The 22,671-nt window shown below is 59.9% G+C and carries 21 protein-coding genes and 2 pseudogenes; 16 read left to right on the top strand and 7 right to left on the bottom strand.

The genetic code is table 11. The features are described from left to right. Positions 1-45 precede the first annotated feature (45 nt). Positions 46-801, bottom strand: a pseudogene (locus CBW24_RS16720) (IS5 family transposase). 50 nt (positions 802-851) lie between these two features. Between CBW24_RS16720 and CBW24_RS16725 the strand changes: the two are divergent. The 13 genes and pseudogenes from CBW24_RS16725 (at position 852) to CBW24_RS16785 (ending at position 13,389) form a co-directional block, all read left to right on the top strand. Then, the gene (locus CBW24_RS16725; RefSeq protein WP_097374465.1) at positions 852-1,700 is read left to right on the top strand and encodes an acyl-CoA dehydrogenase family protein; all 849 of its coding nucleotides are present in this window, start codon (positions 852-854) and stop codon (positions 1,698-1,700) included. Between the two features lie 208 nt (positions 1,701-1,908). Further along, complete coding sequence (locus CBW24_RS16730; protein WP_198405288.1) at positions 1,909-2,595, top strand: GntR family transcriptional regulator; 687 nt, start codon at positions 1,909-1,911, stop codon at positions 2,593-2,595. Between the two features lie 581 nt (positions 2,596-3,176). Beyond that, the gene (dctP, locus tag CBW24_RS16735) at positions 3,177-4,157 is read left to right on the top strand and encodes a TRAP transporter substrate-binding protein DctP (protein ID WP_097374467.1); all 981 of its coding nucleotides are present in this window, start codon (positions 3,177-3,179) and stop codon (positions 4,155-4,157) included. Positions 4,158-4,218: 61 nt separating this feature from the next. After that, positions 4,219-4,746: a TRAP transporter small permease gene (locus CBW24_RS16740; RefSeq protein ID WP_097374468.1), complete on the top strand. Its 528-nt coding sequence runs from the start codon at positions 4,219-4,221 to the stop codon at positions 4,744-4,746. Further along, the gene (locus CBW24_RS16745) at positions 4,746-5,615 is read left to right on the top strand and encodes a TRAP transporter large permease subunit (RefSeq protein ID WP_097374469.1); all 870 of its coding nucleotides are present in this window, start codon (positions 4,746-4,748) and stop codon (positions 5,613-5,615) included. The genes CBW24_RS16740 and CBW24_RS16745 overlap by 1 nt, the downstream gene beginning before the upstream one ends. A 129-nt stretch (positions 5,616-5,744) precedes the next feature. Further along, positions 5,745-7,379, top strand: coding sequence for a TnsB C-terminal domain-containing protein (locus tag CBW24_RS16750; RefSeq protein WP_139274568.1), 1,635 nt, complete (start codon positions 5,745-5,747; stop codon positions 7,377-7,379). 1 nt (position 7,380) lies between these two features. Next, a complete protein-coding gene (locus CBW24_RS16755; protein WP_093037101.1) occupies positions 7,381-8,262 on the top strand; it encodes a TniB family NTP-binding protein in 882 nt (293 codons plus the stop codon). Then, positions 8,259-9,050 carry a TniQ family protein gene (locus CBW24_RS16760; RefSeq protein WP_093037357.1) on the top strand — a complete coding sequence of 264 codons (792 nt, stop codon included), beginning with the start codon at positions 8,259-8,261 and terminating at the stop codon, positions 9,048-9,050. Before CBW24_RS16755 ends, CBW24_RS16760 begins: the two co-directional genes overlap by 4 nt. Next, complete coding sequence (locus CBW24_RS16765; protein ID WP_408636705.1) at positions 8,992-10,479, top strand: multicopper oxidase family protein; 1,488 nt, start codon at positions 8,992-8,994, stop codon at positions 10,477-10,479. Before CBW24_RS16760 ends, CBW24_RS16765 begins: the two co-directional genes overlap by 59 nt. Positions 10,480-10,496: 17 nt before the next feature. After that, positions 10,497-11,426 carry a WD40/YVTN/BNR-like repeat-containing protein gene (locus CBW24_RS16770; RefSeq protein WP_223870725.1) on the top strand — a complete coding sequence of 310 codons (930 nt, stop codon included), beginning with the start codon at positions 10,497-10,499 and terminating at the stop codon, positions 11,424-11,426. Then, positions 11,426-11,921, top strand: a pseudogene (locus CBW24_RS16775) (DUF411 domain-containing protein). Before CBW24_RS16770 ends, CBW24_RS16775 begins: the two are co-directional and overlap by 1 nt. Next, positions 11,914-12,435 carry a c-type cytochrome gene (locus tag CBW24_RS16780; RefSeq protein ID WP_157773260.1) on the top strand — a complete coding sequence of 174 codons (522 nt, stop codon included), beginning with the start codon at positions 11,914-11,916 and terminating at the stop codon, positions 12,433-12,435. The pseudogene CBW24_RS16775 and the gene CBW24_RS16780 overlap by 8 nt, the downstream one beginning before the upstream one ends. Positions 12,436-12,726: 291 nt before the next feature. Then, positions 12,727-13,389, top strand: coding sequence for a L,D-transpeptidase (locus CBW24_RS16785; protein ID WP_088665003.1), 663 nt, complete (start codon positions 12,727-12,729; stop codon positions 13,387-13,389). Positions 13,390-13,436: 47 nt separating this feature from the next. Here the strand turns inward: CBW24_RS16785 and CBW24_RS16790 are convergent, their stop codons facing one another. Further along, entirely contained in the window at positions 13,437-13,721 is a 285-nt protein-coding gene (locus tag CBW24_RS16790; RefSeq protein ID WP_028095377.1) for a hypothetical protein, read from the bottom strand. A 182-nt stretch (positions 13,722-13,903) separates the two neighbouring features. On the opposite strand from CBW24_RS16790, the gene CBW24_RS16795 reads away from it, so the two are divergent. The 3 genes from CBW24_RS16795 to CBW24_RS16805 all read left to right on the top strand — a co-directional run bounded on the left by CBW24_RS16795 (position 13,904) and on the right by CBW24_RS16805 (position 17,275). Then, a complete protein-coding gene (locus CBW24_RS16795) occupies positions 13,904-16,258 on the top strand; it encodes a heavy metal translocating P-type ATPase (RefSeq protein ID WP_097374471.1) in 2,355 nt (784 codons plus the stop codon). 34 nt (positions 16,259-16,292) lie between these two features. Next, complete coding sequence (locus CBW24_RS16800) at positions 16,293-16,580, top strand: TFIIB-type zinc ribbon-containing protein (protein WP_088665005.1); 288 nt, start codon at positions 16,293-16,295, stop codon at positions 16,578-16,580. 182 nt (positions 16,581-16,762) lie between these two features. After that, positions 16,763-17,275: a L,D-transpeptidase family protein gene (locus CBW24_RS16805; RefSeq protein ID WP_035367119.1), complete on the top strand. Its 513-nt coding sequence runs from the start codon at positions 16,763-16,765 to the stop codon at positions 17,273-17,275. 219 nt (positions 17,276-17,494) lie between these two features. On the opposite strand, the gene CBW24_RS16810 is transcribed toward CBW24_RS16805, so the two are convergent. The 5 genes from CBW24_RS16810 to lspA are packed head-to-tail and all read right to left on the bottom strand — an operon-like array spanning position 17,495 to position 22,651. Next, positions 17,495-18,496 carry a cytochrome c oxidase assembly protein gene (locus CBW24_RS16810; RefSeq protein ID WP_088665007.1) on the bottom strand — a complete coding sequence of 334 codons (1,002 nt, stop codon included), beginning with the start codon at positions 18,494-18,496 and terminating at the stop codon, positions 17,495-17,497. Then, positions 18,493-20,430, bottom strand: coding sequence for a penicillin acylase family protein (locus CBW24_RS16815; RefSeq protein WP_097374472.1), 1,938 nt, complete (start codon positions 20,428-20,430; stop codon positions 18,493-18,495). The genes CBW24_RS16810 and CBW24_RS16815 overlap by 4 nt, the downstream gene beginning before the upstream one ends. Before the next feature lie 24 nt (positions 20,431-20,454). Continuing rightward, positions 20,455-20,622, bottom strand: a complete 168-nt coding sequence (locus CBW24_RS18550) for a hypothetical protein (protein ID WP_009815492.1) — start codon at positions 20,620-20,622, stop codon at positions 20,455-20,457. Further along, positions 20,613-22,226, bottom strand: a complete 1,614-nt coding sequence (lnt, locus tag CBW24_RS16825; RefSeq protein WP_097374473.1) for an apolipoprotein N-acyltransferase — start codon at positions 22,224-22,226, stop codon at positions 20,613-20,615. The genes CBW24_RS18550 and lnt overlap by 10 nt, the downstream gene beginning before the upstream one ends. Then, positions 22,193-22,651 carry a signal peptidase II gene (gene lspA / locus CBW24_RS16830; protein ID WP_088665010.1) on the bottom strand — a complete coding sequence of 153 codons (459 nt, stop codon included), beginning with the start codon at positions 22,649-22,651 and terminating at the stop codon, positions 22,193-22,195. The genes lnt and lspA overlap by 34 nt, the downstream gene beginning before the upstream one ends. Positions 22,652-22,671: the final 20 nt, after the last annotated feature.

A 22,671-nucleotide genomic window follows, 5' to 3' on the forward strand; every position in this document is an offset into this window, starting at 1 on the left:
CCGCCAAATAACAGCAGCTATCGTTGCTGGCATTGGGGTCAGGATTCATAACCAATAGATGACGACAGCCGCGAGGGCGATGGCTGAGAGGAGCACCTTTGGGCATCGGTCATAGCGGGTCGCGACGCGCCTCCAGTCCTTTAGCCTGCCGAACATGATCTCGATCCGGTTGCGCCGCTTGTGGCGTCGCTTATCGTATTTGACCGGCGTCTTCCGCTGTTTTCGACCGGGATGCAGGCGCGTATGCCCTTGTCCTGCAATGCTTTTCGGAGCCAGTCGGCATCATAGCCGCGATCACCGAGCAGCCATTTGAAGTTTGGCAGGCCGCTGAGCAGGGCCCGTGCGCCGATGTAATCGCTCACCTGTCCCGCAGTGACGAACAGGTCGATCGGTCGTCCCTGACTGTCACAGATGGCGTGAAGTTTAGTGTTCATGCCGCCTTTGGTTCGCCCGATCAGGCGGCCACGCCCCCACTTTGACGGCCATGCTGGTCGCCGTTCGGTGGGCCTTCAGCAATGTCGCATCGATCATCACGGTCGTCTCTTCGCCGTGTGCCGCCGCTAGCCCGACCATCATCCGCGCGAAGATCCCCTTTTCGCTCCATCGCTTCCAGCGGCTGTAAAGCGTCTTGTGTGGATCATAGGCGGAAGGCGCATCTCGCCAGCGTAAGCCATTGCGGTTGATGAAGATAATCCCACTCAGCACGCGTCTGTCGTCGACCCGAGGCTTACCGTGAGACTTGGGAAAGAAACGGGCCAGACGTGCCATCTGCGCGTCGGTCAGCCAGAAGAGATCGCTCATTTCAACGCTCCGTTTTCGGAGCCGTGAATCATGCTGTGCAACCGAAATCAATGCATCCTGACCCTAGAGAACGATTGCAGGGCCGCTCGGCGGACGGATCGCGCGAGCCGGTGCGGATCATCGAGCATCCCGACGTGCGCAAGATGCTGTTGACTGGCCAGGCTCTCACCAAGGCCGGGCGGGCGCTGGCGGTCTTCACAGCCTTGCAGATGGATGTCGCCGAGCGCCACCCGGACCAGGACCGGAGGCGGAAGGCCGAGGGGCTTGTGGCGCTTCTGACGCCGGTGGTAAAGGCGGCCTTCACGGATTTCGGCTTCGAGATCACGGTACAATCCCAGCACGTGTTCGGCGGTCACGGATACATTCGCGAGTGGGGAATGGAGCAGTATGTGCGCGACGCCCGGATCGCTCAGATCTACGAAGGGACCAACGGGGTTCAGGCGATGGATCTGGTTTCCCGCAAACTGCCGCTGGAAGATGGCGCGGTCGCCCGCGGTTTTTTTGACCTGATGCGCGCAGATATCGTGAGAGCGAAGGGGGTGCCGCAGTTCGACAGCACCATACAGGCCGTCGAGGGAGCGCTCGGCAGGCTGGAGAAGCTGACCGACGAGCTTGTTGCCAAACGGGGCGACGCTGTGGAACTGGGTGCAAGCGCGACCGATTACCTGGGGTTCGTCGCGCTGGTGAGCTTCGCCTGGATGTGGGTCCGCATGGCGGCAAGCTGCGACCGGGATACTTCGGCGAAGCCACATTGCCGCAGCATATCCGCTTTAGCTCGGTTTTTCGCTGCAAGAGTCCTTCCTCAGACCCAGGCTTTGGACGCTGCAATCCACTCCGGCGCCACCGAAACAATGGCGCTGGCGGACGAACTACTCCGAGCGGACCAAAGCCGTCGATAAAGCCAAACCCCTGGGCAGGTCCGCTTAGTCGAGCCGCTTAACCCACTAGCGAACTCCATCCGAAGGCCGTGCCGTAAGGCAAATTTCACTTCCCTTGAAGCAAGACTTTTCGGGACTTTCATCGTTCAACTCTGCATCCGCGAAGTTGACATCACGCCTCAAAATGCACAAAAATAGGGAAAATGTAAATTTTTCACGGTGGCAGAATATGGGGGAAACTAAGAAATCCGTGAGCAGGACGGCGCAGACCTATGAACGTATCCGGTACGCGATCATCAGTGCGGAGATCTTTCCTGGCGAGCGGTTGAAGATCGACGAGTTGTGCAAGAGATTCGACGCGAGTTCCGGTGCCATTCGTGAGGCCCTGTCTCGCTTGTCTTCCGACGGATTGGTGCTAGCAGAGCCTCAAAAGGGGTTCGTGGTCGCGCCTATCGCGCGCCGGGATCTGATCGAACTGTCGGAGGTCCGCTCCGTAATCGAAATGCGATGTCTCGAGCAATCGATCCGCAACGGGGGGGTCGCCTGGGAGGTTGCCGTGCTCTCCGCTCGACATGAGTTGAACGCGGTGTCGCACGCTAGAATTCTGCCGGAGACAGGGGAGTACAAGGATTACTACCTTCGGCATCAGAAGTTCCATGACGCGCTCGTCTCGGCTTGCCCAAATGCGTGCTGGTTGGAAATTCGCAGCTTGCTTTATCTCCGGTCCGAGCGCTACCGCCGCATCGCGATGCCAGTGGACGAGACCGGGCGCTCGGTTGAGAAGGAGCACAACGAGATAGCCGATCTAGCGCTCGCCCATGATGTCGATGGCGCTGTCGCCGCCATAGAACGCCACATCCAAAATACCACAGATATGATGCTTCGTGCGAACCTGCCGGAACTTGCCTCTGAGTGATCTGCTTGGGCATTGTGCCCCCGAACGAGACACCGCAACCGACTGGTCTTGCCCCCGTTTCAGCGGACACTCAGGCGGTTGCGGTTTGAGCTGCGATGAACTCGCGCGGTGAGCGCATCTTCAGCCCCGCGACCGAGGTGATTTTCTACTCCATGTGGCACGAGCGAGCTGGTGACAATGTCTACGGCACTTGACCGTCTTGGCATGTAATTACCCCGCCAAGGTCGGGCCGTTGCAGATGCAGCATGGAGGCTTCAACATGGCGGACATCGGCCTCCTGCAGCTTATCTTATTGTTAATTAATAGTTAATTGTACTTCACGCGGATTGCATCGTCTCCGCCAGCCATCGATTGACTTTACTAAAAATACATTTTAGTTAAGATAATGCGTAATTTGCCGCATCCTGATTGGACAGTTGAACGGCGAGACGTGAGGGAGGAAGCGCGCAACACCGGGTCAACTACCTCAGTCTGGTTCGGGCCAGGTGCAGGCATCTGCTGTGCATGTGAGGGCGCCGGTGGACAAGGCGCGTGGTGAAGCGGTCAGCTCTGCGACAGAAGATCATTAATGGGAGGAAAATATGAACAACACTAGAACACTAGCCGCGACAATCATGGCGATTGCGATGACGACCAGCGCGGTAGGAGCGGAGACGCTGCGACTTCTCACGTCTTGGCCCTCAAGCGACACACTGACATACGCGCAGGTCGAGGGGTTCAAGGACGCGGTCGAAGCGGGCAACGCGGACTTGCAGGTGGAGTTGAACGGCCCGGAAGTGGTGCCCGCCTTCGAGCAACTCCAACCGGTGAAATCCGGGGTCTTCGACCTGCTCTACACTCACGGCGCTTATCACGCTGGATCGAGGGGGCTAGGATTGGTGACCGACGTGATCGCTCCAGACGTGGATTTGCGACGGTCCTCTGGCGTGTTCGCCGCTTTAGATGCGTTCTACCAGGAGACTCATGGGCTGAAACTCATCGCCATCTCGCCGCTGGCCCCGCAGGGGTATCATTGCTACTTCCGTATGCCGATTGACCCGGAAAACGATTGGTCCGGCCTAAAAGTACGCGGTATCTCGAGCTTTCAGGGTGTGATCGCGGCCATGGGGGCCCAGCCCGTCGCGATGCCGTTTTCCGAAACCTATACCGCGCTCGACCGCGGTGTCGTCGATGGGGCGTGTGGGCCGAGTAGTGGCATGGTCGCCACTAAACATTACGAGGTTGCGCCCTACCGCGTGATGCCGTCATTCGGCAATGTCGATGGCTTGTTCCTGATGAACCTCAATCGCTGGAACGGACTGAGCGACGCGCAGAAGGCCCTCATCGAAAAGGTCGCTGTGACACTCGAGCACGACAATCTAGAAGCCGGCCACGCTTACGTCGAAAACGAACAGAGCCAGCTGGAGAACCTCGGTGTGCAAGTTGTCAAGCTTTCCCCCGAGAACGCAGACATAGTTCAAGATGGCTGGGTGTCGCACAACTGGCAGTTGGCCGAGACCTGCTGCGGCGAGGCGGCCACAGCCCTGCGCGAACTTGCCGAGAACGCTGGTCTCACGAAGTGACATCGCTGCGCTCGTTGAAGCTGCAATTCCTCTTCAACGGGCGCAGTGAGGAGACTGTCAAATGGAAAGCCCAAGCAGTATGTCAAATCAGTTCGGAACCCTTCGAGATGCGATCACGAGCGTGTTCTACGTGATCGCCAAGTTGTGCCTTCTGGCCATCGTAGGCAGTTATTTACTCGAGATCGTGGCAAGATATTTCTTCAGCAAGCCGCAGTGGTGGGTCGAAGAGACCGTATCCTACCTGCTTCTCGCCTCGGTGATGATGTCGATGCCAAAGATCACACAAGACAAGGCTCACGTTGCTCTGTCCGCAGTGCTCGAATATCTCGGCGAGCGGGCGCGGGATCGTTGGGTGGTTGCACTGAACCTTGTATCGGGCATCGTTTGCCTGCTTATCACGGTACTTTCGCTCGTTGAGAACCATCGCCAGTTCGTCGACGGCATTCTCCTAATCAAGGTCGGCTCAATCCAAAAGGTCTTCATCTCGATCTGGATCACATACGGGTTTCTCTGGTCTGCTCTATACTTTTTCCGCGACGCATATGCCGGGCTTCATACGGCGCTACGCTGCCGCCAGGAGGTCCTGTGATGGCGTGGTGGATTCTCATTCCGTGCGGGTTCGCGTTCCTGATCATCGTCTTCGCCTCCGGCGTTCCGATGTTCGTCGGCTTTCTCCTCGCCAATATCGGCGGACTACTTCTGCTAGTGGGGTCGAAGGGATTTCCGCTAATCGTCAATTCGATCTTCGACACGCTAACCGGGACCGTCCTAGCCGCCGTGCCCCTCTTTATCCTAATGGGCGAGATACTGTTCAGGTCAGGTTCCGTAAACCGACTGCTAGACTCAGTGGACACGCTCATCCGCGGGATCCACGGTCGGCTCTACATCGTGACGCTAGTGCTCTCGGTGATCTTCGGAGCCCTATCGGGATCCACCATGGGTGTGTCCGCGATGATGGCGCGGCTGCTCTACCCTGAGATGATGCGCCGGGGTTACGACAGCCGACTCACGATTGGCGCAATACTGTCGGGTGCCTCGCTGGCCCCGATCATTCCGCCGAGCATCGCCATTGTTATCACCGCCATGCTGACGAACGTTTCCGTCGCCAAGCTCCTGATCGCTGGCATCCTGCCCGGCATTTTACTTGCCGCCATGTTCATTGCCTACATCGCCCTCCGGCTGGTCTTGACGCCGTCAGTGGCGCCACGCAAAGGCGACGAACTGCTCAACCCTATTTCTCTCAGGGACGTGGCCAAAGCCATCGCGGGGATCCTTCCATTCAGCATCATCATCTTCTGCGTAATCGGGACGATCCTGCTGGGTATCGCTACGCCGACGGAAGCGGCGGCCGCCGGCGTATTCGGAGCCACATTACTGTCGGTCGCGCAAGGCACTTTCAAGCCTAGCGTACTGTCTGAGTCCGTCGCCTCCACGCTGCAGGTGTCGCGTAGCCCTTAATTGTGAGATGAGAAATTCAATGAATTCAACGACTGTGTTTTGCCCTTAAATATGAGATTTTGCCTTTAATTCCGATATTTTTGCCCTTAAACCTGAGACAGGGTTCACAGGCTTGTGCGGCAGATATCGATGGAAAATGATGGCGAAGACTCAGTTGCCGTTGGTGCAGAAGAGGCGCGCAGGGCTGCAGTGCTGCGTCCGCTTGTTCAGGCATATCTGAAAGGTACTGGCGGTCTGGAAAGTGGCATCAATGATGCCGTTTGGGAACTCGGTGTCAGCAGGGCTACGGTATGGCGTTGGTTAAAGCGGCTGGCCGAAGAGGGTGGGCGCACGAGCGCTCTGGTGCCGCGGAAACGGGGCCGCCCGACTGGAACAACTTTGATATCCGGCAAAGTTGAAGCGGTGATCGAAGAACATCTTCGCCGTTATTTCTTGCGCCGGGAGCGTTCGAGCCTGTCGCGCGTCGTGACAGAAATCCGCAGCGCGTGCTGGCAACAAGGCTTGCAGCCGCCGACACGGCGGACGGTTCAGCGTCGTCTGGATGCGATGGATGCCCGCGAAGTTGCGAAAGCACGAGAGGGCGCAAAGGTGGCCCGCCAGAAATTTGCGCCGGTCACAGGTGAGGTCAAGGCCAGTGTGCCACTGGAGATCGTCCAAATTGATCATACGCCGGCGGACATCATTCTTGTCGACAGCTTTGAACGCCAACCAATTGGGCGGCCTTGGGTCACGCTGGCGATCGACATCGCAACGCGGATGGTAACTGGATACTACACCTCTCTGGAGGCCCCTTCGCGTCTGTCAGTGGCGCTTTGCCTGACACAGGCTGTGGCCCCCAAGGCGGAACTTCTGGCGGAATTGGTGTGCAATGTTCCTTGGCCCGCGCAGGGTAAACCGCATAGCATCCACGTCGATAACGGGCGCGATTTCCGGTCGCATGCCTTTCGGTCGGCATGTGCGGAATGGGGGATCGATCTGGTCTATCGGCCGCCAGGCAGTCCTCATTTCGGAGGGCACATCGAACGATTGATCGGCACGATGATGGGGGCCGTGCACCTGTTGCCTGGAACAACGCAATCCTCGGTCGTGGCCAAGGGCGACTACGATGCCGAAGGCATGGCCACGATGACTTTAGGCGACTTCGATCGCTGGTTTGCCCTGGAAATCTGCCGCTACAACAACAGCATTCATTCAAGTCTTGGCTGTACGCCCGTCGCCAAATGGGAGGCGCTCTCAGAGCAAATGATGGGCGACATCCCCTTCGAGATGGAAGCCTTTCGGGTGAGCTTCTTGCCGAGCGAATTGCGCAAGGTCAGGCGTGACGGCATCCATCTGTTTCAGATACGGTACTGGTCGGATGCTCTTGCAGGCCACATTGGGCGCAGCGATGGGAAGGTGGTCGTTCGCTACGACCCTCGCGATATCTCAATGATCTGGGTCGAATTGGACGATGGCCGATATGTTGAGGCGCGTTACAGAAACCTGGAAATTCCGCCCGTGCCGCTCTGGGAATATCGCGAAGCCATGAGGAAGGCCCGTGCACTTGGCAAGTCCGGGTCCAATGAGCTGGTCCTGGCTGAGCTGATCCGACAGCAACGCCAGATCGAAGCTGAAAGCCGGGGCCTCACGAAGGCCGAACGCCGATCCCGTGAAAGAAAAGGGACATTGGAGGGCGCCAACTCGGCTGTCGCGACAACCGAAGGGCTGCGCGCGATCGATACGGGTGATACATCGCGCCCATTGTTCAAGGTAGAGAGATGGTGAATTGACGGCAGGGACAACTGAGGAAGACGGTCGGATCGCCCTCATTCAATCGGACATTTGGATCGGCTTTCCGCGGGCCGAACAAGTGCTGGACCGTTTGCAGGGTATGATCGAGGCGCCAAGGCAAACCCGTATGCCTGGCCTTCTTGTGCATGGCGCGTCCGGGATCGGAAAGACGATGATCGCCCGAAACCTGTCGCGCAAGTACGCACCAGAATACGATCCGCCGTCAGGCATCACGCGCACACCGCTTCTGCTGTTGCAAGCGCCGCCCGCACCCGACGAACGGCGGTTCTATCTGCACATCTTGGCCGCCGTCGGCGCCCCGGCGACGGCACTGAGCGCCCGCGCTCAAAATGTGGCTTCCCTCGAAGTCCGTGTCATCGCACTCTTGCGCGACCTTGGCCTGCGGATGATCATGATCGACGAGGTCCACAATCTTTTGGCCGGGACCCACCGCGAACAGCGCCGCTTTCTCAATGTTCTGCGGTATCTCAGCAATGAACTCGAAGTGTCGCTGGTATGCCTCGGGGTCAGCGAGGCCGTCGATGCCATCCGTGGTGATCTCCAGCTTGCCAGGCGGCTGGACGAACATCACCTGCCAAACTGGCGCGACGATGCCGAGTTCTCGGACATGATTCAAACACTCATCGCGGCAATGCCCCTCGAGAAGAAATCCAATCTGAAGGTCAAGTCGCTCAAGCAGATGCTTGCACTGACCGGTGGGGTGACCTCGCGCATCTTCGCCCTGATCAAGGATCTTTCCATCGACGCCATTGTCACTGGTGATGAATGCATCACCGATGACGCAATCGCAAAATGGACGCCGGTTTGGTCGCGTCACGCGTCCGCTGGGCGGCGGCTCGAGAAGTCCCGGGTGTGAAGCCGCGCCCGCTGCCAAAGACTGTCGCGCCGCTGCCAGACGAGTTGTTGTCAGGTTGGTTGTCTCGGCTGGCTGCGGCCAACTACTGTAATGACGCGGAACTGCTGGCCCATATCGAGATCGATACACGACATGGCGCCGCCCTGGACTTCGACGTTGAGGCGGCCGATGCGGAAAAGATATCTATCGCTGCGCGTGTCGATCCCGACACCGTGCAGTCAATGACTTTTAGGGCAATGACGAAAATGGAGATGATGCTCACAGCGCAAGTTCCTTTCCAGTCTTGCCCCGAGTGTTCCCGACGCGGCCTCTCGCTCAGGCATTGGCGGCGATCCTGGGCATTTGATTGCCAATTTTGCGGGACCCTACTTGTTCGGAGCCTCGCAAAGCCCGGTGACGAAAAGTTGCCTGAAAAACTGATAGACCGTGCGCGCTGCGGGGCAGGGCTGCTTGAGCACGCAGCGACGTCAAACCGCCCCAACCTACTTCGACGTGCGATGCGCGCGGTCACCTTTGGCATGTCGCTCAAGGCCGTCCGCGGGGATCCGTTATTCGCTCTTCAGAGCCCCAGACCGGAAGTGAGGCTGTTCTGCCTTGCGGCGATCGCTGCGGCCCAGTCTCGTCCGCTGATAAAAGCGGCCATATCCAGCGCCGGTGCCGACGACTATGTAAGAATTGCTCTGTTGCGCGCCTTCGAGAGAGAGCCACGTCTGCTTGCCGCAGTTGATCATGTTGCGCAACAGCGCGCCAGAAGCACAGGACCAAAGACAGCCGAATCTCACAGTTAAGGACAAAACTCGACGCTCAAAGCGCCATGTCTCAGATTTAAAGGCAAAGCGACACGCGGCTTTCGGAAAGCCTCTGCGCGCCGAGCCGCAAATCCGCAGCTTTTCGCTGCGCCCCGCGCCGGGACAGGCAAGGCTGGTCCCAGAACCTTATCCCGCAACCCCCGTTTGGGGCTTCAACGGTCAGGTTCCCGGCCCGGAGCTACGGGTTCGGCAAGGCGATCGGCTGCGCATCGTCGTCACAAACGGTCTGGACGAGGAAACCACCGTCCATTGGCACGGACTTCGTCTGCCGAACGCGATGGACGGGGTTCCACACCTGACGCAGAAGCCGATCGCACCCGGAGAAACCTTCACCTACGAGTTCGACGCGATCGATGCCGGGACCTTTTGGTATCACCCCCACCAGCGCAGTTTCGAGCAGGTCGGACGTGGGCTGGCCGGACCACTCATCATCGACGAATCCAACCCGCCGCGGGTCGACCGCGATGTCACCTGGCTGCTTGACGACTGGCGGCTGACGCGGGACGCGGCGATTGCGGATGACTTCGGCGCAGCCATGGACATGAGCCATGCGGGCCGTCTGGGCAATACTGTCACGATAAATGGGCGTGTTCCCGATGTCTTCGTGGTGCGGCAAGGCGAACGCATCCGGTTGCGGCTGATCAATGCCGCCAACGCCCGCATCTTCGCGCTCGACTTCGGCGACCTTTCCGCGCGCATCATTGCGCTCGACGGCCAGCCGATCACCCCGCACGCCGCGCCTGACGGTGTCGTGGTTCTGGGCCCGGCGATGCGTGCCGACATAATGCTCGATTGCCCTGCCGACCCGGGAACCACGCTTCAAATCGTCGACCGCGCCTATCGCGATAATGAATTTAACCTGCTGGATGTCGTCTTTGACGAAACGCCCCTGCGTGCCACGCCGCCGGAATGGGAAATTGCCCTTCCAGCCAATCCACTGATCGAACCTGATCTGAACGCAGCCCGTCGTCACGAAATCCTGTTCACCGGGGGCATGATGGGCGCCATGGTCGAGCGCCAGATGGGCCCGAGCCAGTCCGGCAGCATGATGGGCGGAATGATGGGTGGCGTTGTGGGTGGCGGCATGTGGTTCGTCAATGGCGTCGCGGCCGAAGGGCACATGCTCGATCCCTTCCTGACATTGGAGCGCGACGCGAGCCATATCCTCCAAATGACGAACGCCACTGCCTTCGACCATCCGATCCACCTGCACGGCCACTCCTTCCGCGTCATCAGCCGCGATGGCGTGCCGACCGAATTCCGTGAATGGCAGGACACCGTGCTGATCGCGCCGCGCGAGCAGGTCGAAATCGCCCTGGTCGCCGACAATCCCGGAGACTGGATGTTCCATTGCCACATCCTTGAGCACCAGGCGGCCGGGATGATGGGCGTGATCCGCGTCGCATGAGCAGAGGAGCATGCAGATTGAAGTCGATTGAGATTGGATGTCGGCCAAACCGGCGCAAGGTACTCACCGCGGCACTCAGTATCGGCGTCGCTTCGATGTTGCCGGGGTTCGCACTCGCGGCGAGCGATGGTGATCCAGCGGCACTTGCCTTTGATGGCGATACCATTCTGCTGGCGAGAGGAGGGCTGTTCGTCAGTGACGATGACGGCCGGACTTGGACCGCGGCAGAGACACCGGGGAACGTGCTGTCGCTGGCGACCCATCGCGACCGGCCCGGCCGTGTGGTTGCGGGGCTCGCCGTGGGCGGTGTCAGCACTTCCGAAGATGGGGGCGCTTCGTGGCGCGTCAGCGACGCTGGGCTGCCTGACGGAGAGATCAATGCCGTTGCCATCGCCTCGCGGAACTCGGACATGATCTATGCCTCGGTTCGCGGCGACGGATTGTGGAAGAGCGAGGACGCCGGCGCAACCTGGTCGCTCGCCATGGACCGCCCCTGGCTCGACGACGCAGAGCGCGAACCTCTTGCTCTGGCTTCGGTCGAGCTTGAAACCGGCATGGGCGGGATCTGGATCTATGCGGGCACCGAGGTTGGCCTTGCGCGGGTGCCCGATTGCTTTTGTCGCTGGCAGGACGTGCAGCCAGGCAACGCGATGGACGCATTGGTTGCGGGTGAAGCCCCACCGTCCGAAGCGCCATTGCCAGGCGGTCAACCGATCCTGTCGCTGGCCAGTGCCCCCTCGGCGCCGGAAGTGATGTATGCCGCTCTGCGTTCGGGCCTCTGGGCATCGCAGGACGGCGGAGTCATCTGGCAAAAGCGGGCCAGCAAAGCTGCGACCGCTGTTGCGGTTCATCCAAGAGACGAGACCTACATCGCTGCCCTGTTGGGCGGCATCTTGAAATTCAGCCGTGACGGCGGCGCAACCTGGATCGAAACAGGAGAACTATGATGGAGAAAATGATGCAGAGAAGAAACGCGCTTGGTCTGATTGGCAGCGGCATTGTCGGAATGGTGGGCCTGACCACATCGGCTTGGGCGCAAGCGACAGGCGATGTGGCGCCCGGTCTGACGGGCAGCGAAAGGCAGATCACCATCTGGCGCGATCCGGGCTGCGGCTGCTGTGATGCCTATGGGGATTATCTCGAAGAACACGGCTTTACCGTAACGCGTGTGGATGACCGCGACTTCGACAAACGCTCGGTCGAAGTCGGTGTGCCCGCCCAGGGCATCGGCTGCCACTTGGCCGAAATCGACGGCTACTATGTCAGCGGTCTCGTCCCCGTCGACATCATCGAGCGGCTGCTGGAAACCCGTCCGGCGATAACGGGTATCACCTTGCCGGGAATGCCCGCGAATGCACCCGGGCATGGCTGCGGTCAAGTCAGGCACGCTAAGGACCTACGCCTTTGGCCCAGACGGAATTTCAGTTTATGCCGATGAATAAAGGGCCGAAAGATCGATCGGCGAAGTGTACGGTCAGGCGGTCAGCGCACCTCGCTGCCCTAGTGTCCGCGCTCGCGACCACCGGCGTTGTGGTGCTGGCCCAATCGGAACCGGTTGACCCGCGTGTCGAGGGACTGACGTTTTTGGGAGAGCCCGTGCTTGCATCCCAGGTCATGGCAGGGCAACAGCTTTATGCGGACAACTGCGCCAGTTGCCATGGTGCCAGCCTCGAGGGTCAGCCCGATTGGCGTCGTCGTCTTGACACAGGAAGAATGCCGGCCCCGCCGCATGATGACTCAGGCCACACTTGGCACCATTCAGACCGCATGCTTTTTCAGATCACTAAAGGCGGGGTCGGGGCCGTCGTGCCGGGATACGAGAGCGACATGCCGGCCTTCGGAGAGGATCTGACAGACGCAGAGATCGCGGCTATCCTCGTCTACATCAAGAGCACCTGGCCTGAGCGACAACGTGAGTTCCAAGCCGAAGTTTCGGCCAATGACACGGGCGGGTGAAGATCGACAGGGTGTCAGGATAGTATCTTTCGACCAAAACCGATCCACCGGGGGACCAATTCGGCAAATCTGTCCTACTCCGCCCCCTGACTCCCGCTTTACCACGCTAATTCGGACCTGACCTGGTTGGCCGTTAACCCGCCCGCAAGGCAAGCATGTGCTACAAGGGTCGCCTGCATGCGTTCACGAAAATTTACCCTTGAACCTCTAGCCACTAGAAGTCCTATCTAGCCGACGAGAATGTATATCGTTCTTGCCATTGATCGCCGGTGGGAACCGAAAGGGTACGACATGCTGACAAGACGACACTTTATTCAAACGACAACAGCGCTCTTTTCGGCGACTGTGGCCAACCCTGTGTTTGCCGATAACTGGCCCACCGAGGCGCAGAAGGCTGAATGGGACGCGCAAGTCAGCCCGCCCGGCTTCGATCCGGCCACGTCAAACCCTTGGGGACTACACCCACGTTTCTTGCCTCAGCGTGTGGACGCGAAGGACGGCCTCGTGCCGGGAGACATCCATGTCGATGCGGTCGCGCGGTATCTCTACCACATTGAGGAGGGTGGAACCGCGATGCGCTACGGCGTGGCGATCGCGCGGGGCAACCTCTACGAGCCGGGTGTTTATAACATCAAGCGCAAGGTCAGGTGGCCGCACTGGACGCCAACACAAAACATGATCGAACGCGATCCCGTGAACGCACAATGGGCCGATGGGATGGAACCAGGGCCGGAAAACGCTCTCGGGTCACGGGCGCTCTATCTCTATGTCGGTGATCGCGACACCTATCTTCGGATACACGGCACACCCTATCCGAGAAGCATCGGCGGTCGTGCGAGTTCGGGTTGCGTGCGGATGGTTATGGCACACATCAACGAGCTTTATCCGAACGTCGAGATCGGATCGACAGCACATCTTTATTCGGCTGAGGACAGCGTTACCGCGAGAAGTTGAATGAGGTAATTAACTCTCAGCGCATTGATGTGACGTGCGGGTCGTCGTCACACTTCCCGCGCGACGCAGATAGGGTTGCCGTTCGCCGTGCGCAGCGGCAGCAAGGTCGTTTCAACGGGGCCGCTGTGTTCGTACCAGTAGCACCCGTCCTCGGGCACCAAGCGCGCGGTTGCAACATCCTGATCCGGGGCAGCCATTGCAATCACGGCTTCGGGAACGTTGCCCCGCTGGTCTGCCGCGTCGCCCGGCCCAGTCGGCTGGACTGCGCATCCGGCCGTAAGCGACAGCACCACTGCAACCATCATTTTTTGCTTCAGCATCAAAACCCGCATCAAGCTTCCTTTCGTGACTGTTTTTCTTTGCAGCGGCTGTTCATGCCTCAAGGCGTGATGGAGCCGGTCGCCGCATCCTCTAGCAATAAAACAAACTGAAATACCACCGTATTTTGCTCTTGAAGCTCTAGCTACTGTAGGGGCTATGTCCTGGTAAAGCACCCGAATCCAGAGGTCCATTCATGCCGTCCGACACCCATCGTCACGACCACGATCACGCCGAAGATGCCGAGACAAGCGGCGGCAGCTGCTGCGGGAGCGCCGGAACGTGCGGCGACATCGTTCCGGCGACGCCCGCGCCAGCGGGCGGGCGCAGTTTTCAGGTGGCCGGCCTCGATTGCGCCGAGGAGGTAGCAATCCTGAACAAGGTGGTCGGCCCGAAGATCGGTGGGGCCGAGCATCTCGCGTTCGACGTGATCAATGGACGGATGACTATTCTCGACAGCGCCAAGAGTGTATCGGACGGCGAAATTGCAGAACTGGTCGCAAGCACCGGCATGACCGCCAAGCCCTGGGATGCCGAAAATGCGTCGGTCGACCAGGCGGCCCATCTTGCACGACAGCGGCTGTTTACGGCGCTCAGTGGCGGCTTCTGGGCCGCGGGTTTTCTGTGGCACATCATCGAGACCGGCATGGGCGGGGCGCTCGGCCTCTTCGCGGGTCACGGCGAAGCGCCGATGCCACTGGTCGAGGCAGGGCTATTCGCGGTTGCGATCCTGTTCGGTGTCTGGCTCGTGGCACCCAAGGCATGGTCGTCCGCTCGGCGGCTGTCGCCCGACATGAACCTGCTCATGGTAGTCGCAGTCGCGGGTGCAATTGGCCTCGGCGAATTTTTCGAGGCGGCGACGGTCGCGTTCTTCTTCTCGCTCTCGCTTTTCCTCGAAAGCTGGAGCGTCGGGCGTGCGAGGAATGCGGTTTCAGCTCTGCTCGACCTGGCGCCGCCGACGGCAAGAGTTCTTTATGATGACGGATCGGAAGCGGACGTTCCGGCTTCTGCGGTTGCTATCAACGCACGTTTCGTCGTGCGCGGCGGAGACCGCATCCCATTGGATGGTGAGGTTGTCGATGGGGCAGGGGCCGTCGATCAGGCGCCAATCACCGGAGAGAGTGCGCTGGTCCCAAAGGAACGGGGCGACGATGTCTATGCCGGTACGATCAACGGCGAAGGCACACTGACGGTGCGCGCCACGAAGGCCGCCTCGGACACCGTCTTGGCCAAGATCATCCGCATGGTCGGCGACGCCCATGCCCGCCGCGCGCCGGTGGAGCAATGGGTGGCGAAGTTCGCCCGCATCTACACGCCTATCGTCATGGCTCTCGCCATTGCAATTGCCCTGCTGCCGCCGCTCATTTTCGGTGGGGCTTGGGATTATTGGTTCTACAATGCACTCGTGCTGCTGGTGATCGCCTGCCCGTGTGCTCTGGTCATCTCGACACCGGTCTCCATCGTTGCCGCACTCACCGCCTCAGCGCGGGCCGGGGTGCTGATCAAGGGCGGTGCATATGTTGAGGCACCGGGCAAGACCACTGCACTGGCCATGGACAAGACCGGCACGATCACCATGGGCGAGCCCGAGGTGGCGGCGGTGCATCCGCTGGGTAGAGCATCGGCGCAGGATCTGATGACCCTCGCCGCGGGGCTCGAGGCACGTTCCTCGCATCCCTTGGCGCGCGCCATTCTCGCGCGGGCAGAAGCCGACGGCATCAAGGTGTCCGCCGCGGAAGATACCCGAACCGTTCCTGGTAGGGGACTTGAAGGACGCACTGACGGCCGGTCGATCTGGCTAGGGTCGGACCGGTTTGCCGAGGAGAAGGGTTTCGGCGACGCCATTCCGAAGGATTTGCGCGACCGCATCGAAGGGGCTGGCAGCACCCTTGTTGCCGTGGGCGACGACACCGGCGTGACCGGCATCCTTGAATTGCGCGACCGTATCCGCCCCGACGCCAAGGGCATCGTGGCACAGCTCCACGCGCAAGGCGTGAAGACCATCGTCATGCTGACGGGCGACAACGAGCGGACAGCGCGCGCTGTTGCCGCCGAGGTCGGCATCGACGAGGTCCGTGCCGAGCTTCTGCCCGAAGACAAGGTGACAGCCATCGAAGAACTGGTCGAAACGCATGACATGGTGGCCATGATCGGCGACGGGGTGAACGACGCCCCCGCCATGGCGCGCGCGCATTACGCCATCGCGATGGGTGCTGTTGGTTCGGACGCGGCAATCGAGACGGCGGATATTGCCCTGATGACCGACGACCTCGGCAAGGTGCCTTGGCTGATCGGTCATTCGCGCCGGACAATGTCGATTATCCATCAGAACATCGGTATTTCCTTGGCGACCAAGGGCGTTTTCGTTGTCGCTACCGCGTTCGGACTGGCATCGATGTGGGGAGCTATTGCAGCCGACGTAGGAGTGTCATTGCTGGTGGTGGCCAACGCCCTGCGCCTGCTTAACAGCCAAGAGGCCAAGGCGCCGCCGTCCGGCGGTGAACAGGTTGGCGAAGGCTTGGCCAAAGGGGCGCTGGCACATGGTCATTGAACTGGGAGAACCCGGAAAGGAGCCGAGACGAGACATGAGCGTGAAGGGCAGGATGATGTGTCCGGTTTGCGAGGTGCCCTTGAGCATGACCGACCGCCAGGGGATCGAGATCGACTTCTGTCCCGATTGCCGGGGTGTCTGGCTCGACCGGGGCGAACTGGACAAGATCATCGAGCGTTCGGCACCCGATGTGGCGCCTCAGCGGGTGCCTGAGCCGCGCGGCTACGACGATGATCGCGGCTACCGGCGCCGAAAGCACGGCGGCGGCGACGGCAAGCACGGCTATCGGCGCAAATCCTGGCTTCACGAGTTGTTCGATTAAGGCTTGCCGTGGCCTCCCTGCCGGTCGCCCTCAAGGCGCTGCGGTAGGCCCGCAAGCCATTCAGCGGTGAGCAGGTTGGTCCAGAGATGGCAAAGGCCGCGCTTGCCCACGGACATTGATCACGCAGCATTTGCAAGGTAACGTAATGTCCATATCAGACCTCACGAAAGAGGCATCGAGCAGTGAAGACCATCCGATTTCCCCGCCGCGCCGTCCTGTTGGGCGGGTTGGCAGCGTTTTTGTCTGGCTGTGCCAGCAAGTTCCGCAGCTATGGCGGACCCGAGGTGACCCGTGTTCGGCTTTACAAGGGGCAGCGTTTGCTTGTTCTGGACGGAGCCGATCGCGTATTGCAAACCTATCCGGTCGGGCTGGGTTTCGCTCCTGAGGGTCACAAGCAATTCGAGGGAGACGGCCGGACCCCTGAGGGCGCTTACGTAGTCGATAAGCGCAACCCCGACAGTACGTATCATCTTTCGGTTGGCATCTCCTATCCGAATGAGGCCGACATAGCCTTCGCTGAAGCGCAGGGCCTTTCCCCCGGCGGCGACATCTTCATCCATGGTGGTCCACGCCCAGGGATCGACCCAACGGATGTCCGCGACTGGACAGCTGGCTGCATCGCGGTCACAGATCGGCAGATCGAGGACATCTATGCAATGGTGAAAGACGGAACACCGATCGACATCTACGCCTGATGGGAGGAGATGATCTTCCGTCAGATCAGGAAAATCGTCGGCACAGGGCCACGTTGATCACTTCGATGGCGATCACGGCCAAAGTGACGCTCGCCGCCGTGGGCCAGCGCAAGCACCCGGTACGCGTAAGGACACTACAATATGTGTCCGGCCGTGGCAGTGGCGAAACAGGCGGGCCCTAGCGGAGAAGAATGCGTCTGGTCTCATGTCGAATTCAATCTATCCGAGGGCATAGACGATGGTCACGACGGTAATCATGACAACCATGAACATGGAGAATGCGCCAAGGGCGAGCGTACGGCCCATGTCCCGGTTCGGCTTCTCTACTTTCAGACGCAGTTCCTCCGCGGTTTCCGGAAACTCGAGCGCCGCCGCATTCGATTGGCGCATCAGGTCGTAGCGGGACGTCCAGCGCCGTTCCTCCGCCGCGTTCCAGCCGTTCAGCACCAGAATGATTGCCGCGATGAGAACCATCGACGACGGGACCCAGATTACGTAGCCACCGATTGTCTCGTCAGCCAGGGCGCGAAGTCGACCACCGCTCGCTGCGATGATTTCTGATCCATAGAGGGGCACCTCCTTGAGCGTTGTCAGGGAGCCCAGAAGGATGTTGGAAACGACCACCAGGAACCCTGACATCAGCCGAGCGCCGCGCCGCGCTCCTTCAGGCGGATCACGCAGATCGAACAGCATAGCAAAGTACCAAAGCCCAGCAAGCACCATAGACAGATGTGCCAGCGCTTCCATCGCCGCAATACGTTGTGTAAGGGCGTAGATCATCGGGATCTGCCAGACGAAAAGCGCACCAATCAACAAGGAGGTGGCAGATGCAGGAAGCGCCAAGAATCGCGGGATGCGCGCACGCCCAATCGCGGCAAGGCGTCGGCGCCCTTCCCTTTTCAATCCGGCTTGAAGGCCAAGCCAGGGCTGAGAAACCGCGATAAGAAGCGGTCCTACCAGTCGCAGAAGAAGATGCTCGACCTGATGTACCGAAAACAGACTGTGCCCCAATGGCGCGAGCGGCCCATTCGTCGCGACGAGGACGGCTGCGAGGCCGACAAAGAAGGCGGTTCGACGCCAACCAGAAACCCTTCCGAGACAGCGAGCGTGTATTTTGAGCCCACGCAAAAACAGCCATACTGTAAGACCGACAACAATGAGCGACACCGGTGACAGCACATAGCCGAAAGGGTCGTAAAGGAAGAAGAAGTTCGTGATCATTCGCTCTGGCCCTCGCTCATCCGAGGGTTGTCGGAGGTAGCCGGTGTGAGCCGCGAGATCCCGGAAGCGCCGCCACGGGCCAGTGACAGATCGGTCGACATGGCGAGGTATTCGCCTTGTATCCACGAGGGAAAGAGATTGTCGTAGAATCGAGATAGCGGATGTCCCGACTGTCCGGTGGGCGAGATGTAGTATGATCCCGCTGCTTCCGATATCGACATGACCGCCTGAAAATTGCTTCCGGCACTCACAAGGAATGGACGGTCTTCTTCGACACCAAATGATGTCAAGAATAGCGTATACGGATCGCCTGAAATCGGCGCTTGAAGGGACAGCAGGTCGGTCAGCAACCCACGTGAACTGATTGGCGACCACTGCATGTCCAATCTATGCTCCTCCCCCCAGGTCCACGTCGAGGGATCGCGCCCATATCGATCGACCAGCCAGCCAAGGGCATCATCCAGGGCCACGCGAACCTGCTCCTCACATGTCTCGCGAGGTGAGGATAGGCGGATGTCGCACCAGATCGCGCTACCGCGACGATCGCTGAGTACCGCATAAAGAAAGTTTGGGTTCGGACGGGTCCAGAGTTGCTCCGCTGTCGGAAACTCGTCCTTCAAAATGCGCTGCTGCAAAGCCCGGACCCAGGTCCAGAACAGCAGAGGTTCCGGTGAATAGCGATCCATTTCGCCATTCCACGAGGCAAGCCTGTCCAGAAGCTCACGACGAAGGCTGTCCGCATCGGTGCCTTCGATGCTGTCTCTGGACTGCACGAACCAAAGCTCTTTCGCCATCAGGGGCAGGAGGGTTCGCGCCACGGAACTTACGGTGTCCCTTTGAACACCGATGGCGCCTTCCGTCGAGAAGATCGATTGCCGCGCTTCAAGCTCCGCCAGTCGAATGTCGCGAAAAGACGACGCCCGTACGGCCTCCGCTCTTGGCCATCGGGCAACGGTCTCTCGGTCAATGGCCAATGCCTCCATGCCCTTCGGCAACATGTCTGCGGCAACTCCGATGGCATCGATCGCGTCGGCCGAACGCGCGAACAGCTCCAGCATCGTCAAGAAACCTGCCGCCCGCACGGGTGACGGCCCCCTTGGTGCCTCCTCGTCTGGCACGGGAAATGACCGGAAGGCCCAGGCGACGCGCGCATTGCGACCGACAATAACGAAAGGTACGCCCGGTATTGTGGCCCCTATGGCCGGCCCTGTCGAAAATTGAAGATCTGCGAGATACCATTCCGAGGGAAGCGACAGGGAACCGCTGATATCGGCGGCTAGAATTGGCGTTCCGGTCGCTGTTCGGTCGCCGTCGATCGCCCATGCATCAAGGCGCTGCTCCGGATCAGTCGCAAACAGTTCGGGCACTCTCAGGCGATCCGCCGGTATAATGGCACCTGATATACTCGGCATTCCTTCCCGTGCGCTTCCCGGTCGCAGGCCATTCAGGAAAGACCGGGCAATCCTCAGGCTATCGCCGGGTGTCCAGGCCGCGATCGACCGTTCGTCTGCGATCAGCAGCTCCGGAGAGCCTCGGCCACGCCCGCCTTCCGACACTAGCTCCAGCCACGCATTAACGCCGGCGGCATAGGATGCGAGCGCGTCTGAGACCGCTGGCTCAAGGTCCAAGATCTCATCCGATGGCCACGAAGCTTCCGCTTTTCGCCTTGCCCTTAACAGTTGACCGAGCCTGTCTTGGGCGTGAACGAAGCCGATCGCGAAGTAAACATCCGCAGCGGAAGCTGCGGAGATGTGCGGGACTGCCGAAGAATCTCGCAGAATGTCGACCGGTCCGCCTAAGCCTGCGACCGTGAAGTCCTCGTCGTAATCGGGAACGGATGCGCTCAGCAGAAAATAGACCAACCCGGCACCAACCGATGCCGTGATACAGATCGCCAAGAACCCGTACAGCAATATGTTGAAAAGCCGTCTCATGTCGGTGCTGTTTCGAAACCCTTCTTAAAAAAAGATGCGCAAGAGGACCACCGATATGAAATAGGTGAGAAGACCGAAGGCGATCGCCGAACTCGCCGCATACTGGAGGATATCCAGCCGGTTTCCTTTTCGGCGTCGCGCCAGATATCCACCCCAGATCGCACCCGCGACAATGCCCGCGATTACCAGCATGACTTTTTCTCCGTTCTTGTTCTCTTGTTGCACCGGTGTGTGCCGACCAGACCTGCAGCCAGTCCCACGGCCCAAGTAGTGAAGATGAGAGCCAGCAGCGCCCAGTCGCCGAAGCGCGCATAGAGCGTTGACGGATGAGCAGAGGGCAGAGCCGCATCTATGACACCGGTTTCTCCGTTGCCGAGCCGCGCGACGAGGTCACCGTTTGCGTCGATGATCGCGGAGATCCCTGTGTTTGCGGCCCGGACGATGGGAAGCCCTTCCTCGACAGCGCGCATGCGTGCGGAGGCGAGATGCTGCTCCGGTCCAATGCTGGTTCCGAACCAAGCATCGTTGGTCGCATTGAAAATCCAGTCCGGCCGGAACAGGTCGTCGACCACATGCCCTGGGAAGATGATCTCATAGCAGATCGCCACGGCGACCAGCGGCACACCCGGAAGCGCAAGCGTTCGCGGGCCCGGTCCGGGCGTAAAATCGCCCAGACCCGCCGTGAGCCGCTCGATGGGCAACCAGCCGCGGAATGGCACATATTCGCCGAAGGGTACGAGATGGTGTTTCGCGTATCCGGTCAGGATTTTGCCGGTATCGCCAAAAGCCTGGACCGTGTTGAAATATCGCATGCCATCATCGCTCGGTACACGGTCCGGCACTCCGGTGAGCAGCACGCTGCCGTCCGGTAACGCAGCGGCAATGCGGGCCCGCGCCTCCGTATCCTCATCGAGGAAACCCGGAAAGGCGGTTTCCGGCCAGAGAAGCACGTCGAAATCTCCGGGCCGGGTTGAAAGCTCAAGATAGCGCGCGAAGGTCGCCTCGCGGTTCTCGGGAGCCCATTTCTCCTCTTGTGGAATGTTGCCTTGAACAATGCGCAGGTCGACAGTGGGTGGCTGTTGTGCATCCGACTGGAGGCGAAGCGTGCCGACAGCCCACATCGTCGCTATGCCGGCCAGCGCCATGAGCGGGATGGTCAATCGTTGCCGCCCGGACGCCATGGCAGCCGCGCCGGGGAGTACCGCGACGAACACGGTGAGAAAGCTTAGCCCATAGCTTCCGACCCAGGCGGCGGTCTGGCGAAGGGCGGCGTAGTCTACAAGTGCGTAGCCGGCGAGGTTCCATGGAAACCCTGTCAGAACGTGACCACGCAACCACTCTGCCACGGTCCAGGAGGTCGCGAACGCGAGGCAGGCCAAGAGACTGCCCATGGCTCCGCGCCGCGTGATTTCGGCGAAAAGCGCGGCGGCAATGGCCGGGAAAATCGCGAGACCTGCGGACAATCCCGCGACGGCCGGGATCGCCATCGTCCCGAACCGCTCGGCCTCGACGTAAAAACTTTCCGCGATCCACGAAATCCCGAAACCGAACTGGCCAAGACCAAACGCCCAGCCGACGAGGAAAGCGCGCCCGAAGGAGAGATCGCGAAGACCGACAAACAACGCGGAATAGGCAACGGGAACAAGCAGGAGAAGCGAGAAAGGCGGGAAAGTCAGAACGGTCAGCGCCCCGGCGACGAAACCAAGCGTCATCCGCGAAAGCAAATGGTGGCGCAGTGCTATGCGGTTCAGAATTTCCGGCTTCACGATTTGATCGAACGCCGCACGCTGATCCATGGCGCGGCGAGCAAGAGCCCCACGCCACTGACAACAAATATATCGGCCATGTTGAAGGCAGGCCAATGTGTTGTGCCAATGTAGAAATCGAGAAAGTCTGTTACAGCCCGATACCGCACACGATCAATAACATTGCCCAAGGCTCCGCCAATGATCGCGCCATAGGCAAGTGTTTCGACCGCATTTTCGGCGCGAAACAGCATAACCCCCAGCCAAACACAGATGGCAAGAGCGAGAGCGATAAGGCTCCACCACGGCGCGCCGCCCAACATCCCGAAAGTCACGCCGTCATTACTATAAAAGACGAGGTTGAATCCCGGAAACACGGGAATCCCGGCGCTTAAAGTGACGGCATTCGCAACGACAATGGCTTTGGTGATCTGATCGATCGCGAACGCAGCAAGTGCTGCGAAGACGCCGATCATCGGAGATACCTTGTTTAGTG

The sequence above is a fragment of the Pacificitalea manganoxidans genome, from assembly GCF_002504165.1.
In the GTDB taxonomy this organism is placed as follows: domain Bacteria; phylum Pseudomonadota; class Alphaproteobacteria; order Rhodobacterales; family Rhodobacteraceae; genus Pacificitalea; species Pacificitalea manganoxidans.